Genomic DNA, 17,643 nt, shown 5'->3' on the forward strand with positions numbered 1-17,643 from the left:
TATTTCCTCTTTTCCTATATAAGGAGTGATAAATAACATGACTGAAAATCCTTTTATAAAAATGGAGAACATGAACAAGTCATTTAATGGTGTACCAGTTGTAAAGAATGTGTCTCTTCAGATTGAAAAAGGTGAGATTCATGCATTGTTAGGTGAAAATGGTGCCGGAAAATCCACATTGATGAATATTTTAGGGGGAGTCCATCAACCGAATAGCGGTACTATCTACATAAACGGTCAAGAAGTCAGAATGGCTAATCCAAGAGTATCTCAAGAACAAGGGATTAGCTTTATCCATCAAGAACTAAACATGGTTTCTGACCTCAAAGTCTATGAGAATATGTTTTTAGGATCAGAACTTCGAAACAAAGTAGGCTTTTTAAAAGTAGAAGAGATGTGTCAACAAACTCATGAAATCTTATCGAAGCTTGGAGTAGACATCAATCCGAAAGAATACGTTCGAAATTTAGCAACTTCCTATAAACAACTAATAGAAATATCCAAGGCACTGCTTCATAAATCCACGCTTATCATTATGGATGAACCTACAACCTCATTAGCAGAACATGAAGTAAACCGTTTATTTGAATTAATGAAGAACTTAAAGAAATCAGGCATCTCGATTATTTATATATCCCATAAACTAAAGGAAATTAAAGAGGTATGTGACCGTTATACCGTATTACGTGACGGAGAAATGATTAAGACTGGCGATATAGAACAGGAAGACTTGGATACAATCACCAAGCTAATGGTTGGTAAATCTATTTCTCAAAATAGATTTATACAGGAACATTCATTTGGCCCAACATTGCTAGAAGTGAACAACTTAACAAGTCAAGGTTTGTTTAAAGACATTCATTTTCAGGTGAAAAAAGGGGAGATTGTAGGTTTTACTGGACTAGCTGGAGACGGTAGGACAGAGCTTTTTGAAAGCATATTCGGATATCGAAAAAAATACACTGGTGAGATAAAGATCCATAATCAGTTAGTAAAAATAGATCACCCCCGAAAAGCCGTAAAGGCAGGTATAGGTCTTGTTCCAAAGGATCGAAAAGAAAATGCAATTATTAAAGATTTAAGCGTGATTCATAACATGAGTTTATCTTCCATAGGAAACTTTGAGAAATCTGGCTTTATCCAAGATAATGACGAACGAGATAAATTTCAACATTATAAGGAACTGCTGAATATCAAAGTACACAACCCTCGTATCACAATCGATAAGTTAAGTGGTGGTAACCAACAAAAAGTAATCATTGCAAAATGGCTTGAAGTAGGTGCAGATATACTCATATTTGATAACCCGACACAAGGGATTGATGTTGGGGCAAAGCAAGAGATTTATCAGCAAATCGTTGCATTGGCCGAACAAGGGAAATCGGTAATTATATTGTCTTCGGAGGCTCCTGAAGTAATGAGGCTATGTCATACAATAAATGTGATGTACCAAGGAGAAATAACAGCAAGGTTTAACGGAGAAGAAGCAACTGAAGAAGAAATTATGCATTATGCAACTGGCTCGAAAAGGGAGGTCGCAACAAGTGGCTAATATTAATGTAAAAGAATATCGTCCGCAAGTGTCAAATGCCAAAAGTCGTCTTACATGGCTATGGTCAGAATATAGCGTCATAATAGCTTTCATTATTATTTTTATAGCATCATCTATTATGAGTCCAAGATTTTTAGATATGAACAACCAGCTCAATATACTCATGCAAGTATCTATTATCGGAATTGTTGCATTAGGTATGACGGTCGTTATGCTTTCTGGTGGGATCGACTTGTCGGTTGGATCTGTGCTTGCACTAGTCGGTGTCATTACGGTTCTTGCATTAAATGCGACAGGAAGTATACTTGTTGGGATTTTCACGGCATTAGTCGTAGGTTCCTTTGCAGGATTCTTGAATGGATTAATGGTTGCCAAAGGAAGGATTGCCTCCTTTATCGCCACATTGGGAATGATGGCATCAGCGCGATCTATTGCACTATATATTGCCGAAGGTGGAAGTGTTTCAGGAGAAGTGCAAGGATTTACAGCTATCGCAAATAATGATTTATGGATATTTGATTATCCTGTCATTATTTTCTTCGTCATGACCGCACTGGTTTATATGTTAATGCACAAGACACGCTTCGGAAGATATGTGTACGCACTTGGAAGTAATGAAAAAGCAGCATTGCTTTCAGCGATTCGTGTGGACCGTATTAAAATCGGTGTCTATAGTTTGGCTGGCTTATTAGTTAGTGTTGCAGCGATCATTGAAACATCCCGCTTAAACTCTATTTCATCTTCAAGTTCAGGAGTTCAATACGAACTAGATGCGATTGCGGCGGTTATTATAGGTGGTACAAGAATGACGGGTGGTCGAGGTAAGATAATTGGAACACTTTTTGGAGTGCTTATTTTAGGTATTCTGAATAACATGATGAATTTAATGAATGTTTCCCCATACCTGCAAGGGTTTGTAAAAGGTTTAATCATTATTATTGCAGTAGTATTCCAAAAGAGAGAGTAGGAGGGATCATATGGGGTTAAAAGTAGGCATTATTGGATGTGGATCGATAACAAAATTGCGGCATGCACCTGAATATAGAGCGAATCCATTTGTGGATGAGATCGTTTTTTATGATCGAAATCCTGAACGTGCAGCAGCATTAGCAAGCCTGTTCGATGGGACTGTAGTGCAAAGTGTGGATGAATTGCTAACCGATCCCACTATCCAAGTAATTAGCGATTGTTCTTCGAATGAATATCATCATATATTTTCTACAAAAGCATTACTAAATGGAAAGCATGTTTTATGTGAAAAGCCAATAGCCCTTACGATTGAGCATGCTAAAGAAATAGTAGATGCCCAAAAGCAATCCGAGAAAAAATTTATGGTAGATCACAACCAACGATTTACTCGCGCGCATCAAAAAGCGAAAGAAATCATAAAAAGTGAAGAACTTGGGAAAGTGCTAACTTTTAGAACGACATTTGGACACTCTGGCCCAGAACAATGGGGTGTGAATAAATCAAACTCCACATGGTTCTTTCAAAAGGAGCGTTCTGGACTTGGTGTTGCAGGCGATCTAGGAGTCCACAAAGTGGACTTATTGCATTACTTATTAGATGACGAAATCGATCAGGTAAGTGCTTTTCAAGGAGCACTAGACAAAGTAAATGAAAACAACGAACCGATAGAAGTGTGCGATAACATCGTCTGTAGCTTAAGAACGAAAAAAGGACGATTAGGGACTGCTGCTTTCTCTTGGACGTATTACGGAGAAGAAGATAACAGCACCATCATCTATTGTGAGAAGGGTATTTTAAAAATCTACCATAGTGATCAATATCAATTAGAAGTGATCACAAAAGATGGGGAGAAGGTACAGTATCAACTAGAGAACATCCAAACAAACAACAATCAAACAAATAGTGGTGTGATAGATGCCTTTATCGAATGTATTCGACTGGATCAAACTCCGCTTGTCACAGGGGATGATGCACTCTCTTCTCTAAAAGTCATTTTAGGTATTATAGAAGCGGCTGAAACGAATACGGTTGTTACCATTGAATAACAGATGTTGACTACGGTTTCCGTGGCGATTTGGACTGCTCGTTGCTACATAGTTACCTAAAGGATAAGAGAGTTAAGTAAGTGACGTGTTAGACTTACTCCAACTCTCTCTTATAGGTAATCTTGTAGCGAATGCTTGCCCTTCGCGCCACTGCAACCTTCGTGTACATAGTAATTTGATTTTGGGGAATGAAGGAATCGAACTTATTCTAGTCAGAAAGTAAGTGGCCGAAAATATAATTTCGGCCACTCTTTTCTTTTTATTTAATTAAATTGTAAATTCAAATCGTTTTTCCGTTTGGAATACTCCTTCGTGAAAAGTTCGTTCTACAAAAGTAACATGATTCTCTTTATCCATAAGTAAAACAGTCGATGAACGAGTGCCATAGTTAGGACTTTTTATAAACAGAGGAGACAGCAATCTCTCCATCTCTAAACCAACACCAGTATTGGGTAGATGTTGATCTTCCGCTATTGTCTGGTCAGAAATTATATCGAACAATGAATCGATCTGTACCTCACCTGGACAGGAACGAACATAATCACCTAGTTGTTTCTTGCCTATTGCAACCTTCGGCCAAGGAGTATTCAAAGTATGATTACTCAAGCTATGCGTGCCAGGTGGAATTTCATTCATTTCATTTAATATATTGTTGTAGTGAAATAAATGATTGCCGTCACCTACAACTACATTAAAGCCCCCATATTTACCTTTGTTTTTCGCAAGCGTTTGAATAAAATCAACGGAAGCCTCACCATTAGCTAAAAAATCACGCACAATATCCCCTCGTGAAAAACGACCTTTTGCTTCATTAGGATCTCGATAATTCGTTAACGCCGCAAAACGACCGTCTCTTGTCACCCCAAGCCATGTACCCATATGCACCAAATCACGCCCAGCCAAAATACCCGGATAATCCTTCCAAAAACCAGCAGCCGCAGTTGGTCGCTCATAAAACTCATCGCGATTTGCTACAACAATCAATTTATAAACCGGATGCTCCTGAAAATGAAAATTCACCAAACACATTTCCAACTACCCCTTTAAACGTTTTAAGTATTTTAATCATAACATGTGTCAAAAAATTAAGACCAGATTTGTGCTAGTACTTATATGTATGAGATTGCCTATAAAAATTGATATCTTTCAAAGGTGTATATAATCAACCCAATTTATCTATTAGGAGAACATTATATGGGTGAATGAAATCATGATTTTAATAATTGGAAAATGATTATTTTAAAAACAACAGTAGAGTATAAGAAACAAATAGACTATGAAAAGATGTAGAGGTTAAATACTAGGTAAAGTGAATTGGTAATTCCAGCCTAGAACTTTATAAAGAAGTTTGGCAACAGGGAACACTATGTGTATTCGCCGATACAATTTATGTTAATTATAACGTTCAAAAAGCAAGAGCGAAATATAATGCCATGGGTCTTAAAACAACGTTCACAATTAGTGAATAAACAGACACCCTACATTTAATGTAATTTGTTACAATAAATAAGATAGGGATATATATATGGCTAGATGTATAAATATTTATCCCTAAAAAATTAGGAGGCAACATTACATGATTACAGGTGAAATTAAAAATAAAATCGACAGTATTTGGACAACTTTATGGACAGAAGGCAGTACAAATCCATTAACAAATATTGAACAATTAACATATTTTCTATTTATGAAAGGTATAGATGATGCTGAATTAACAAAAGAACAGGAAGCAGAATTTCTTGGCTTGGCCCATGAAAGTTTATTCCCTAAAGATAAGCAATATATACGCTGGCACCAATTTAAACAACTTGGCAGTGCAGAGGAAATGTACAACGTCATGGTACAAGAAATTTTCCCATTCATTAAAACATTAGGTGGGAAAGAAGATTCGGCATTCTCAACATATATGAAAGATGCAATATTCCAAATTAATAAGCCATCAACATTACAAAAAGTCGTATCAGCCCTTGATAACATTCCAATGAAAGACCGAGATACACAAGGGGATGTATATGAGTATCTATTATCCAAAATCGCAACATCAGGTACAAACGGACAATTCCGTACACCACGCCATATCATTAAAATGATCGTGGAACTAATGAAGCCTACACCAGAAGATAAAATTATAGATCCAGCCATGGGGACAGCTGGCTTCCTAGTAGCAGCAAGTGAGTATTTACGTGAAAATCATAATGATTTATTTCTTGTTCAAGGTTTAAAAGAACATTTTCATAATGATATGTTCTACGGAAACGATATGGACTCAACGATGTTACGAATCGGAGCTATGAACATGATGCTCCATGGTGTGGATAGCCCGAACATCTCGTATCGAGACTCACTATCAGAAGACAATAAAGAAAAAGAAACCTACACATTAGTGTTGGCCAATCCACCATTTAAAGGTTCTCTTGATTACGAAGCCGTTTCAAATGATTTACTAACAGTTGCAAAAACAAAGAAAACAGAGCTTCTATTCTTATCACTTTTCTTGCGTATTTTAAAACCAGGTGGGAGAGCTGCTGTTATCGTACCTGATGGCGTATTATTCGGTAGTTCCACTGCACATAAAGCAATTCGCAAGGAAATTATTGATAACAACAAACTCGAAGCCATAATTTCCATGCCAAGTGGTGTATTCAAGCCATATGCGGGGGTTTCAACGGCGATTATGATTTTCACGAAAACGGGTGCAGGTGGAACAGATAATGTGTGGTTCTATGATATGAAAGCAGACGGACTGTCACTAGATGATAAACGTGCGAAAATTGAAGCGAACGACATTTCAGATATAATAGAACGCTATAGCAATCTTCAAGATGAGCACAAACGTAAACGCACAGAACAATCCTTCTTCGTACCGGCCGATGAAATTCGTGGGAATGACTATGATTTATCGATAAATAAATATAAAGAAATTGAGTATGAGGAAGTAGAGTTTGAAAGTCCTCATATTTTGATTGAAAAAGTTGAAGAAATGGAACAACAAATAATTGCTGATTTAAAAGTGTTAAAAGAGTTATTGGGAGGAAAGTAAGATGATCTCTAAAATAAAACTTGGTGAATATGTAGAGATTTTATCAGGATATGCATTTAAATCCAATTTATTTAATGATGAAAAAATAGGAATGCCTATAATAAGAATAAGAGACGTATCTTCTGGGACATTAAAAACTTATTATAGTGGAGAATATCAAGAGCAATATGTGATTAATTCAGGTGACTTATTAATTACAATGGATGGTGAATTTAAAATAAAGCAGTGGGAGGCAGAAAGAGGTCTTTTAAATCAACGAGTATGTAAAATATCTAGTTCCCATGAGGATTTAGAAACCGAATATTTACTTTACTTATTGCCAACCATTTTGAAAAAAATTGAAGATCGCACTGCATTTGTGACTGTTAAACATCTATCAGTAAAAGATATAAAAGAAACTGTAATTACCCTACCTAAAATAGAGGTTCAAAGAAAAATAGTTCAAACATTGAAATTGAGTGAGGGATTAATTGCTAAACGCCAATCCCAAATCACAGCATTAGACGAATTGACACAAAGTGTGTTTTTAAAGATGTTTTTCTCGGATTTAAGAGGTGAAAAAATGCCTTTTGAATCTGCTATTTTAGATTTGAAGTATGGTACTTCGGAGAAATCTGGAAATGAAGGAGTCCCAGTTTTAAGGATACCAAATATTTCAGATGGTATCATTGATGAAAATGATTTAAAAAGATGTCATTTTGAAGAAAAAACTTATGAATCTTTAAAATTGCAAACTAATGACCTTTTATTTGTTCGTTCTAATGGTAACCCTAATTATGTAGGTCGATGTGCAAAGGTTACAGAAAAACAACAAGGATATGTTTATGCTTCATATTTAATAAGAGCAAAAATAGATATAAATGTAGTTCATCCAGATTTTATTGTTTACTATTTAAACACTGATTATGGTAGACGAGAAGTATTAAAAATGGCGAGTACTTCAGCCGGACAATATAATATTAATACAAAAGGGTTAAAGAATCTTGCTATCATAGTCCCTCTTTTAGACAGACAAAAAGAATTTGTTAATTTTAAGAAGAAGATTGATGCCAAAAAGTATTCTATGGAAAAAAGTTTAAATGAATTAAATAATCTCTTTGATTCATTGCTTCAAAGAGCCTTCAAAGGGGAGATTTTTCAGGAACAGACGCAATGTAAACATGTATAAAGGGGGGATGGATGTGAAGAACTTTAGCTTTTTACAGTCAAAAGAACAATTTAAGAGTTTCTCGACAGCTTGTTTAGAAGCTGAAAATGCTATGCTTGTAAGTCCTGCTACATGTGCAATTTTGACACGTCGTGCTCTTGAGCTTGCGGTGAAATGGGTGTATCAGTTTGATAATGATGTGAAAGTTCCCTATCAAGATAATTTGTCGAGTTTAATACATGATCGTCATTTTCTTGGTATTATTGATGAAGAATTGTTACCGATGATGAAGTATGTTGTGAAATTGGGCAATACAGCCGTACATACAAATGCAGCGATTTCACGTGATGAAGCTGTTTTATCTTTGCATCACTTACATCAATTTATTTCATGGATTGATTATTGTTATGCAGATGAATACACAGCTCCGGACTTTGATGAGGCTATTCTCCACACGAATGAACAAATACGTGAGCGACCTGAAGAGCTACAAGATTTGTATGAACAAATGAGCTCAAAGGACCGCAGTTTAGAAGAAATGCGGAAAGAAAATGAAAAATTACGCATGGAGCTGACTCTCAAGCGTGAAGAGCATTCGAAAAGCTATGATTTTAAAGTGGACGAGTTCTCGGAATTTGATACACGCCAAAAATATATTGATTTAGATTTAAAGCTAGCTGGTTGGGAATTTAATAAAGATGTATTTCGTGAAATACGGGTAGAAGGTATGCCGAACAACGCTGAAGAAGGTTTTGTGGATTATGTTTTATATGGTGAAAATGGTAAACCACTAGCAGTTGTCGAAGCAAAACGTACGTCAAAAGATCCGAAAATCGGGCGTCAGCAAGCGAAATTATATGCGGATTGCTTAGAGCAAATGACAGGGCAACGTCCCGTTATCTTTTATACAAATGGTTATGAAACGTACATTTGGCATGATCATTACCCTTCACGTAAAACGTCGGGCTTTTATGATAAAGAAGAGCTTCAATTATTAGTAGATCGACGTCAGTTGAAAAAGCCACTAGTGGATGTAGAGATTAATGATGCCATTACCAATCGTTATTATCAAAAAGAATCGATTCTAGCAATTTGTGATGCTTTAAGTCGCAATCAGCGTAAGACATTGCTTGTGATGGCAACAGGAAGTGGGAAAACACGCACAGCGATTTCAATAGTAGATGTCCTAACAAAACATAACTGGGCAAAAAACATTTTATTTTTAGCAGATCGTACGTCTCTTTTAAAACAAGCATATCGGAACTTTAATACACTCATGCCGAATTTATCGATTTGTAACTTACTTGAAAATAAAGCAAACCCAGAAGAAAGTCGTATGGTATTTTCAACGTATCCTACGATGATGAATGCCATTGATGAGACGAAGCGAAAAGATGGTCGTAAATTATTTACAGTCGGTCATTTTGATTTAATTATCATTGATGAGTCGCATCGCAGTATTTATCAAAAGTATAGTAGTATTTTTGATTACTTTGACGGCATTTTAATTGGTTTAACGGCAACGCCAAAAGATGAAATTGATAAAAACACATATACGATTTTTGATCTTGAAAATGGTGTGCCGACTTATGCCTATGAGTTAAGTAAAGCTGTTGAAGATGGTTATTTAGTGGATTACCGTACGATTGAAACGAAAATGAAATTCCTTGAAGAGGGTATTCATTATGATGACTTATCTGACGAGGAAAAAGTTGAATTTGATGACACGTTTGAAGATGAGCCAAATGTAAAAGACATTGATAGTAATGCATTGAATAAATGGCTGTTTAATGCTAATACAATTGACCAGGTGCTTAGAGATTTAATGGAGAAGGGTGTTCGTGTAGAGGGTGGGGATAGATTAGGTAAAACGATTTTATTTGCTAAAAACCATCTACATGCTTTAGCTATTAAAGAGCGTTTTGATAAGTTATTTCCAGAATTAGGAGGAAGTTACGCTGAGGTGATTGATTATAGTGTGAACTATTACCAGTCATTAATTGACGACTTCTCCAATACAAAGAAAATGCCGCAAATTGCAATCTCGGTTGATATGTTAGATACAGGGATTGACGTGCCAGAGGTTGTAAATTTAGCATTTTTCAAAAAAGTACGCTCGAAAACGAAATTTTGGCAAATGATAGGGCGTGGCACTCGTTTATGCCCGGATTTGTTTGGACTAGGATTGGATAAAACACATTTCTTAATTTTCGATTATTGTGCGAATTTCGAGTACTTCCGAGCAAATGAAAAAGGCATGGAAGTAAAGATTTCTAAGAGTTTGACAGAGAAATTATTTAATTCAAAAGTAGATATGGTACGAGAGTTACAGGATATTCAATATCAAGTGGAACCATATGTAGAATATCGTGAAGAAGTCATTGGAGATGTGCTAAAAGATGTTCACGCGTTAAATGACGAAAACTTCCGAGTTCGTCAACATATTCAATATGTGCATAAATATCAAAATAAAATGAATTGGCAATCACTTTCCGTTATTCAAACAAATGAAGTAAAAGAACATGTATCACCACTTATAACGCCATTTACAGACGATGAATTAGCAAAACGATTTGATTTATTGATGTATACAATTGAACTTGCGAAGTTACAGTCAAAGAATGCGACAAAGCCCGTAATGCGTGTAATGCAAACAGCCGAGGCCCTATCCAAGTTGGGCACAATTCCACAAGTTGTTGCAAAGAAAGATATCATTCAAGAAATACGGACAGAAGAATATTGGGAACACGCGACTATTGTCAATCTTGAAAAGGTACGTGAGGCACTTCGGGATCTAGTTAAGTTTATTGAACGTGAAACACAAAAAATTTACTTTACTAATTTCCAAGACGAAGTGCTTGATGTCGTTGAAAATGGCTCTATGCTAAACGTAAATGATTTACAAAGTTATCGCAAAAAAGTAGAGCATTACTTAAAACAACATCAAGATCAATTGACCATTTATAAACTTCGCAATAACAAGCCACTAACAAAGCAAGATGTAAAAATGCTGGAGCAAATATTGTGGCAAGAATTGGGTTCAAAAGAACAGTATGAAAAGGATTTTGGGGATACATCAATTACAAAGCTCGTACGTAAAATTGTTGGCTTAGATCGTCAAGCAGCAAATGAAGCCTTCTCAGCATTTTTATCTGAAGAACGTCTAAATATCCAGCAAGCTCGATTTGTTGAGCTGATTATCGATTATATTGTAAAAAACGGTATGCTTGAAAAACATGTTTTACAACAAGAACCTTTTCGTACAGTTGGCAGTATTATTGAGGTTTTTAAAGATAACATGATAGATGCAAAGCAAATTTTAACTGTGATTGATGAGATTAATAGGAATTCGGAGATTATTTCTTAAAGAAGAGGCATTTATGTGTAGTAATTCTATATATAAGTGCCTTCTCATCTTTAAAGGAGGGGCTTAATTGAAAATAGATAAAGGGACATTGAAAACCACCTTGACAGAATCGGTCTTAAGTGTTGGTGCGGAGCAAGGGGCTGAGTTAGTAAAAGAAGCAACAAGTAAAGCTTTGTTAAGTTTTGAATAAGGTTGGAAGTAATAAGTCGTAACTTATTCATCCTGAACCTCTATTAAATAAACCCCCTCCTTAAATCCGCCGCGTTTTTGTTTCTTGGCTAGTCGGATTTTTTCTAGTTCTTCAAATGTTGCATCATGAATAGGGAGGGCTGCATGGATTAGTTCCAAGATATCCGCTAGTTCTTCTAGTGCATCTTGTCGATTCATTGTTTCTTGGAATTCTTTTACTTCTTCAGATAATTTATTTTTGATCTCTGTTAGGTGTTCAGATGGATCTAGGATGCGAGTGGTGAACTTGCTTCCGGATTTTTCAATGACTTGTGGGATTAAATCTCGGACTAGTTTGTTGTATACTGGCATTAATTTGCCTCCTGAACTTTTTCTATTTGAATCTATCATATCTTTTTTTCAAAATACTATCTCTTCGTAGCAGAATAGAATATCAGAGAGATTTTAAGGGTTGCATTCTTGAAGAAGTAAAAGAGCTGCCGAAATTGCATCTTCGGCAGCTTACATTCAATATAAAGAAGTTATCTTCTCATTCATTCCCAAAACCATTAGCATAAGATCTCAGGTTTCAGGGGAGCGGCGGACAAACGTCAGCCATAAGATTACTGGAAAGAAAAAGAGGGCGAAGTGACAAGGTCACTTCGTCCTCTTTTTCATTTAATCTGTAAAGGTATAGCAGACAAGCAGTCCAAAGCGACCCAGAAACTGAAAGGCAGCTTGTGTAATTAGATCATACTTTTTACTACTTTAGACATGATTGAACCGTCTGCTTTACCAGCAAGTAACGGTTTTGCAATTTTTATTGCGTCACCCATGTTCATCCCTTTTGTAACACCTGCTTCTGTTAGGAGCGCTACAATCTCTTCTTCACTTAATTGTTTCGGTAAGAATTTTTTTAATAGAACTAATTTCGCTTCTTCTTTTTCTATTAGGTCGTCACGTTTCGCATTCTGCGCGCCTTCTAATGCTTGATTTGTCTGTTTAATTTCACGATTTACAATAGCGATTTCTTCTTCTGGAGTTAGGCTTGAACCTTTTTCCTTCTCAGCTGTATCTAGTGCTGATTTTAAAAGCGTCATTACTCCTTTTGAGAGCACGTCTTTTTCTTTCATCGCACGTTTTAGTTCTTCGAATACTGTAGTTTTTAACATAATTTTCATTCCACTCTCTTTCATTTATTCGATTTATCTTTTCTGCATTCTCAATCATTCCTTTATATTATACCAATAAATCGTTACATAGCTTGCCAATGGCATCTTCACAAAGAAAAGAGCTTTTAGAATTAAGAAAAAGCTACGTCTTTTGTTTCCTTCGTATCAGCAAACCAACGTAATACTTGGTTGTGGTGGTGGATGATTTGTTTTGCAGTCAATTGTTCTGAGTCCCAGGTACTGTGCGCATCTGTGACTAGCGTGATGTCATAGCCTAAACTATAGGCATTTCGGCAAGAGGTGTCTACGCAAATTTCCGATTGAATTCCAGCAAGGACTAAATGTTCAATCTGTTGTTTTTGAAGTTCTTCTTGTAAGTTCGTTTTATAAAAGGAATCTGGTGTTGTCTTTTGAATGATGATATCTGTAATATCTGGTTTAATTTCTGGGTGTATTTCCCACTCGTTGGATCCTTCTGCTAGATAGGAATCATTATGCTGGATATAAAAGACGGGAATATGATTGGATCGTGCATTTTCTAAAAGGTGCTTAAGCTTGATAATGAGTTTGGTCGAATTATATACCGGATTTTCTTCTAAAAACATTTCATTTTGAACATCAATGATTAAAAGCGCTGTTTTTTTCAAATCGTTTTCCTCCAGGCATCTTTTTATTATTAATTATAGATTGCTAGTATAAAGAATACAAAAATGAGAGGAACCGTAGTTATTCATTTTGAAGGAAATTATACCCAACATTTAAAGTGAACTCCAGGTGTTAGAATTAATTAGAAATTGAGAAATTTTTAATTCATTTGCTTACTTTCTTTGCAAATATTTTGGAAGGTTGGGTTTTATTTTGATATTGGATAAGTATGCGTTCATTAAAAAACAATTTGCGAAAACAAATAAAAAGAATGATGAGAACTATGTTGTTTCTAGGATCTGGCATCAGCTAAATAATATTGATGTGAAGATGATTACACAGCAATATATTGTTAGAGATTTAAAAACAAAGCAATATGCATTGGCGGACATATATTTTCCGCAATTTGATTTGATAGTAGAGATTGATGAGCCTTATCATTTTACGGAGGATATGCTGATACGTGATCAGATAAGACAAAATGATATTGTCCAGGCCTTAGATTGCACTGTTTACAGGGTTACAGTGTCGGATAATATAGAAGAAGTTAATAAGCAAGTAGATTTAATTGTCTCTGAGATTAATAATCGAATTGTGAAGGAAAAATTTATTGCATGGAATCTTCTCTCAGAATATAATCCAACAGAATACATAAAAAAGGGTTACATAAATGCGGATAATCACCCGGTATTCAAAACAGTAAGCGATTGCTGTAATTGTTTTGGAGCTGGTTATAAAGGCTTTCAAGGTAGCGGCACGGGACATAAATTCCAACCAGAAATCGATATTAAGGCTTTGAAATTTTATCCGAATGGTTCTTGGAACAATCAGTTAGATGCGGATGAAGAGCGATTTACAGAGTTTCATGTAGATCCTGAAACAAATCAGGCTTATGTAGAAAGACGTATTCATGAGTTACGCCACGAACTAGCTTTGTTTGCCCATGTAAAAAGTGATTTGGGTGGCTATGAATACGTGTTTAAAGGCTGGTATCAACAAGATGTGGAAGAAACACGGAGATTATGTAAAGTTTCATACAAACGTATATCAAAAATTATGCCAACGTATTATCCTGTAACTGAGGTTGCTCCCCCTGTAATTGCAAGAGCTTTTCTAAAAGAGAGAGAAATTGCAAGATTTTATGATGAAAAGGTTTTGTTAGAGTTCAAAATGGAATATCCAGAAGTTCCTATAGTCTAAAAATATACAATAGGAATAATAATAGTAAAGGCAACACCACTTTGGGTGGTTGTTGCCTTTTTGAATTAAAGCATTTTTGTATTATCGGTTTTATCTGTCGTTGGTCTTTCTACTTTAGGTTTAATATGTTGTTTGGCGATATCAGGATTCATTTGTATCGTTGCAGCATCTAAATTATTATTCATTGCACCTTGATCATTGAACTGTTTTTCATTTTTCGGGTTTACATCATGTTTCAAGCTACTTTCCCTCCAATTTGATTCGACCTATACCTTATTTTGCTCATTAAAGTAGATATAATGTATAGATTAGGAAAAAACTTTTTCAATTTGGTACTCAAGTGTAAAAAGTGGTAAAGTTTACATAATAGAGGGGGAGGAGAGGAATGGTATTAGGACATTATTAGAGCTAGTACGAATTATTTTCATATTTTTTATCATCGGTGGCATTCTAGGTTATTTTTTTGAATCTATTTATGTTGAAATGGGCATTGATACTGAAAAATATGGTTGGTTGGTCTTTTTGGCTATTTTTCTTTTGATTTTCGTGCTTTATAGAAATAAATTGCAATTTAGCGGATGGTATAAAGGAGCAGGTAGAAAAAAGTTGCCGAAAACAGTGTCTCAAATACTTTTATTTAGTGTAGTTTTTCTTTTAATATTACCGGCGATTCTAAGTATTTTAGTGAACTAGGTAGTGTGGACTTTATATATAATGAGGGTAGAAACATACATAAAAAAGAGGACTGGATATACGAATATCCAGTCTATAAACAAAACCGCAGAATAGTGGCTGGTCTTTAAATTAAACCTTCTCTCTCTTTATACTCCTTTAATCGTCTAAAGAAAGTTGCTTGAGTTAGAATGTCTTTACCATTCGCATCTTTTCCGTATTCTTCTATAAGTTGAGCAACAGTGATTTTTCCGTCTGCCTTTATAAATTCCTTTACGGCTTTTTCATAAATCTTTTTATTAACGCTAGGACGACCAAATTTTACACCATTTTTCTTCGCCTCTTCAATTGCAGGTTTAGTCCTTTCAATTATAAAAGTACGTTCCATTTCTGCCATTAAAGAAAGCATAGTCATAAGTGCTTTAGTCATTTGACCACCTAAATTGTCCTCACCAGTATTTCTAGTATCAATACCCGCATCAAGAACTACTAAGTAAATTCCTTTTTCTTTGAAGTATTCAACGATTGACATAACATCAACCATAGAACGACCTAGACGGTCTAATTTATGAACAACTACTAAATCACCAGTTACAAGACGGTCCTTTAGTCTATTCCATTCCGTGCGATTTTTAGCGTCTTTCCCACTCATTTTTTCCGAATAGATATTTTTAGGATCTACACCTGCTTTAGTTAGTGCCTCCACCTGCAATCCTAAATCTTGTTGAACTATGCTTACTCTCGCATATCCATAAGTTGTCCCTGTTGTAATTTCGCTTGTCATGTTTAAAATACCGCCTTTAAAGTTCTTCGTTTATTTAACCAATAAAACATTATAACAAATGTCAAAGAATTTTAAGTGTGTAAAATTTTACATATAAAACTGTGTTCATCATTAAAAAGGTTTTATCAAGATAAAACGGGGTTTGAAGAGTGGTTGTTAAATCGAGATCAGAAAGTATACTACTATGAATGGTTAGGTTCTCTTCTGATTATAGTAGCTTTTTTTATTATTTTTATAGGTGAGCGATGATATTAAGGTGACCTACAAAGTCGGTTTGCACCGATCTAATGGGTCACCTTAGTTTTATCTGCTGACGATAGGATAAGGGGCTACAATCATATTTCAACTTAAATACTTTGGAGAAATAATTCGCGTCATTAAAACCAGTGGTAGATGCGATTTCACTGACGGATAGGTTCGTTTCCAATAAAAGCTGACTTGCATGGGAAAGCCGTTTTTTATTGACATACTGTTTAAAGGTAATGCCTTTTGTTTTTGAAAAAAGCATACTTAAATAGCTGGCGCTAATGCCTAAGAATTCTGCCATTGTTTTTAGATTTAACTTGTTATCTGTATAGTAAACATCAATATAGTCTAGAGCAGCATTCACGTAGTCAAACTGGCCTTTTTCTTTTTGCAGAATTGCTTGGTTCATCACATCTTGGCAGAAGAGGACGAATTCTTGGATGATCGTGTAGAGTACCGGGTGATTTAAAATAATATCAAATAGACGATTATATTTTTGCTCCAAATCTATCTTCTTTTCCATCTGGTATTTGAGCATGAAACGTCTTACTTGAGCGAGTATGCTTGTTAAATGGATACGAATAGTATCTGGCTGATAATACGCATCTATCGTGGAAATGTTATATAAAAATTGTTTAATCATTTGCACATCATTTTGCTCGAGGCTATTGATCCAAAGGCGCTGCTGTTCAATCGTTAAAAAGGGATCAAAATTTGTATAGGTTAGATGTTGACTTACTAAAAAAATCTGAGAGAAACCGTTTTGGAATCGTAAATTTAAAGATTCTCTCAATGCGTTATACATCGTTTTAACGGATTGATTTGGCAAATCATAGATGGCAATATTTAAATTTGCGTTGTACGTATTTGCCCATTCTCGAATGATTGATTTTGCTTTTTTTAATAGCTCCTCCATCGACTCATCATTGGAAAACCCTACTACTCTCTTTGATAAAGCATAGAATTTAAAGTGCTTTTGTGATTGCAACCAATGAAAAAGTAACTCATTTTGCTCCAAAAACTCTGTTTCAATCATTAGGCAGAAATTAAATTCCTCTAATTGTATAGAGGTTTCCTCTAAGAATAACGCTCGGTACACCGAATTCTGCTCACCAAGTGGAAGCATTTTTCCACTTTCGTTTAAAACCTGCCTCGTTGCATATGTTAGGTATTGCTTTAACAAATCTAAATCAAGTGGTTTAACAAGTAGTGTAAGTGCACGTAAAGAAAGTGCCTCTAGTGCATTTTTAAATAGCGGCTCTGCTGTCATGGTGATGAGATGATGAGAATGAAGTGTTAGAACCTTCTTCAATTCATTTGCCTCATCCTGAGCTAGTAACTCAATCTCCAGTAAAATAATCTCTGGATTCTCTTTTTCTATCCACTTTATAGCCTCAGCAATAGTTCCTGCCTCGAAAACAGATAAAATGTCTAATTGATATCTTTTGATATACCAATGAATTCCCATTCGTTCGGTTTGGTCACGATCGATTATTAATAGCTTCATATTGTTCAACACCTGTCTTTTATTTCGATTTATTAACAATGGATAATAAATTTAATATAATTACTCATTTCAATTAATATAATTCCATGTAATATAAAGAAATTCCTCTTTTTTATATCTTTAATCCA

At 35.3% G+C, this 17,643-nt stretch carries 15 protein-coding genes; 8 read left to right on the forward strand and 7 right to left on the reverse strand.

Annotated features, from left to right (window positions below; all coding sequences use genetic code 11):
• Positions 1-37 precede the first annotated feature (37 nt).
• The 3 genes from P2Q73_RS03455 to P2Q73_RS03465 are packed head-to-tail and all read left to right on the forward strand — an operon-like array spanning position 38 to position 3,567.
• Positions 38-1,552, forward strand: a complete 1,515-nt coding sequence (locus P2Q73_RS03455) for a sugar ABC transporter ATP-binding protein (protein ID WP_275783927.1) — start codon at positions 38-40, stop codon at positions 1,550-1,552.
• Complete coding sequence (locus tag P2Q73_RS03460; RefSeq protein WP_275783929.1) at positions 1,545-2,519, forward strand: ABC transporter permease; 975 nt, start codon at positions 1,545-1,547, stop codon at positions 2,517-2,519. The genes P2Q73_RS03455 and P2Q73_RS03460 overlap by 8 nt, the downstream gene beginning before the upstream one ends.
• Positions 2,520-2,529: 10 nt before the next feature.
• Positions 2,530-3,567 (forward strand): Gfo/Idh/MocA family protein, encoded by a 1,038-nt coding sequence (locus P2Q73_RS03465; RefSeq protein WP_275783932.1) that lies wholly within the window; start codon positions 2,530-2,532, stop codon positions 3,565-3,567.
• Between the two features lie 267 nt (positions 3,568-3,834).
• Here P2Q73_RS03465 and P2Q73_RS03470 read toward each other — a convergent pair whose 3' ends face one another.
• The gene (locus P2Q73_RS03470) at positions 3,835-4,596 is read right to left on the reverse strand and encodes an NRDE family protein (RefSeq protein ID WP_275783935.1); all 762 of its coding nucleotides are present in this window, start codon (positions 4,594-4,596) and stop codon (positions 3,835-3,837) included.
• Positions 4,597-5,143: 547 nt separating this feature from the next.
• Between P2Q73_RS03470 and P2Q73_RS03475 the strand changes: the two genes are divergently transcribed.
• From P2Q73_RS03475 to P2Q73_RS03490, 4 genes are all read left to right on the forward strand, one after another.
• On the forward strand, positions 5,144-6,607 hold the full coding sequence (locus P2Q73_RS03475) for a type I restriction-modification system subunit M (protein WP_275783938.1): 1,464 nt from the start codon (positions 5,144-5,146) through the stop codon (positions 6,605-6,607).
• A gap of 1 nt (position 6,608) precedes the next feature.
• Positions 6,609-7,775 (forward strand): restriction endonuclease subunit S, encoded by a 1,167-nt coding sequence (locus P2Q73_RS03480; protein WP_275783940.1) that lies wholly within the window; start codon positions 6,609-6,611, stop codon positions 7,773-7,775.
• 7 nt (positions 7,776-7,782) lie between these two features.
• Positions 7,783-11,121, forward strand: coding sequence for a DEAD/DEAH box helicase family protein (locus P2Q73_RS03485; RefSeq protein WP_275783942.1), 3,339 nt, complete (start codon positions 7,783-7,785; stop codon positions 11,119-11,121).
• A 67-nt stretch (positions 11,122-11,188) separates the two neighbouring features.
• A complete protein-coding gene (locus tag P2Q73_RS03490) occupies positions 11,189-11,311 on the forward strand; it encodes a hypothetical protein (RefSeq protein ID WP_275783944.1) in 123 nt (40 codons plus the stop codon).
• Positions 11,312-11,334: 23 nt separating this feature from the next.
• On the opposite strand, the gene P2Q73_RS03495 is transcribed toward P2Q73_RS03490, so the two are convergent.
• The 3 genes from P2Q73_RS03495 to P2Q73_RS03505 form a co-directional block, all read right to left on the reverse strand.
• Positions 11,335-11,661: a nucleoside triphosphate pyrophosphohydrolase gene (locus P2Q73_RS03495; RefSeq protein WP_275783946.1), complete on the reverse strand. Its 327-nt coding sequence runs from the start codon at positions 11,659-11,661 to the stop codon at positions 11,335-11,337.
• Between the two features lie 374 nt (positions 11,662-12,035).
• A complete protein-coding gene (locus P2Q73_RS03500) occupies positions 12,036-12,461 on the reverse strand; it encodes a GatB/YqeY domain-containing protein (RefSeq protein WP_275784236.1) in 426 nt (141 codons plus the stop codon).
• A gap of 131 nt (positions 12,462-12,592) precedes the next feature.
• Entirely contained in the window at positions 12,593-13,108 is a 516-nt protein-coding gene (locus tag P2Q73_RS03505) for a cysteine hydrolase family protein (protein WP_275783948.1), read from the reverse strand.
• A 211-nt stretch (positions 13,109-13,319) separates the two neighbouring features.
• Here P2Q73_RS03505 and P2Q73_RS03510 point away from each other — a divergent pair, with 211 nt between their 5' ends.
• Positions 13,320-14,306, forward strand: a complete 987-nt coding sequence (locus P2Q73_RS03510) for an AbaSI family restriction endonuclease (RefSeq protein ID WP_275783951.1) — start codon at positions 13,320-13,322, stop codon at positions 14,304-14,306.
• Positions 14,307-14,371: 65 nt separating this feature from the next.
• Here the strand turns inward: P2Q73_RS03510 and P2Q73_RS03515 are convergent, their stop codons facing one another.
• From P2Q73_RS03515 to P2Q73_RS03525, 3 genes are all read right to left on the reverse strand, one after another.
• On the reverse strand, positions 14,372-14,545 hold the full coding sequence (locus P2Q73_RS03515; RefSeq protein ID WP_275783955.1) for a hypothetical protein: 174 nt from the start codon (positions 14,543-14,545) through the stop codon (positions 14,372-14,374).
• Positions 14,546-15,105: 560 nt separating this feature from the next.
• Positions 15,106-15,762, reverse strand: a complete 657-nt coding sequence (locus tag P2Q73_RS03520; RefSeq protein WP_275783958.1) for a recombinase family protein — start codon at positions 15,760-15,762, stop codon at positions 15,106-15,108.
• A gap of 292 nt (positions 15,763-16,054) precedes the next feature.
• Positions 16,055-17,515 (reverse strand): helix-turn-helix transcriptional regulator, encoded by a 1,461-nt coding sequence (locus P2Q73_RS03525; RefSeq protein WP_275783961.1) that lies wholly within the window; start codon positions 17,513-17,515, stop codon positions 16,055-16,057.
• Between the last annotated feature and the right edge of the window lie 128 nt (positions 17,516-17,643).

The organism is Bacillus sp. Cr_A10 (assembly GCF_029222665.1).
Lineage (GTDB): Bacteria > Bacillota > Bacilli > Bacillales_A > Planococcaceae > Psychrobacillus.

Bases quoted from the DNA above. Each gene is read 5' to 3' on its own strand.
- P2Q73_RS03525 (WP_275783961.1), bottom strand. From the start codon at position 17,515: ATGAAGCTATTAATAATCGATCGTGACCAAACCGAACGAATGGGAATT.
- P2Q73_RS03485 (WP_275783942.1), top strand. From the start codon at position 7,783: ATGGATGTGAAGAACTTTAGCTTTTTACAGTCAAAAGAACAATTTAAG.
- P2Q73_RS03480 (WP_275783940.1), top strand. From the start codon at position 6,609: ATGATCTCTAAAATAAAACTTGGTGAATATGTAGAGATTTTATCAGGA.
- P2Q73_RS03520 (WP_275783958.1), bottom strand. From the start codon at position 15,762: ATGACAAGCGAAATTACAACAGGGACAACTTATGGATATGCGAGAGTA.
- P2Q73_RS03455 (WP_275783927.1), top strand. From the start codon at position 38: ATGACTGAAAATCCTTTTATAAAAATGGAGAACATGAACAAGTCATTT.
- P2Q73_RS03475 (WP_275783938.1), top strand. From the start codon at position 5,144: ATGATTACAGGTGAAATTAAAAATAAAATCGACAGTATTTGGACAACT.
- P2Q73_RS03495 (WP_275783946.1), bottom strand. From the start codon at position 11,661: ATGCCAGTATACAACAAACTAGTCCGAGATTTAATCCCACAAGTCATT.
- P2Q73_RS03470 (WP_275783935.1), bottom strand. From the start codon at position 4,596: ATGTGTTTGGTGAATTTTCATTTTCAGGAGCATCCGGTTTATAAATTG.
- P2Q73_RS03500 (WP_275784236.1), bottom strand. From the start codon at position 12,461: ATGTTAAAAACTACAGTATTCGAAGAACTAAAACGTGCGATGAAAGAA.
- P2Q73_RS03465 (WP_275783932.1), top strand. From the start codon at position 2,530: ATGGGGTTAAAAGTAGGCATTATTGGATGTGGATCGATAACAAAATTG.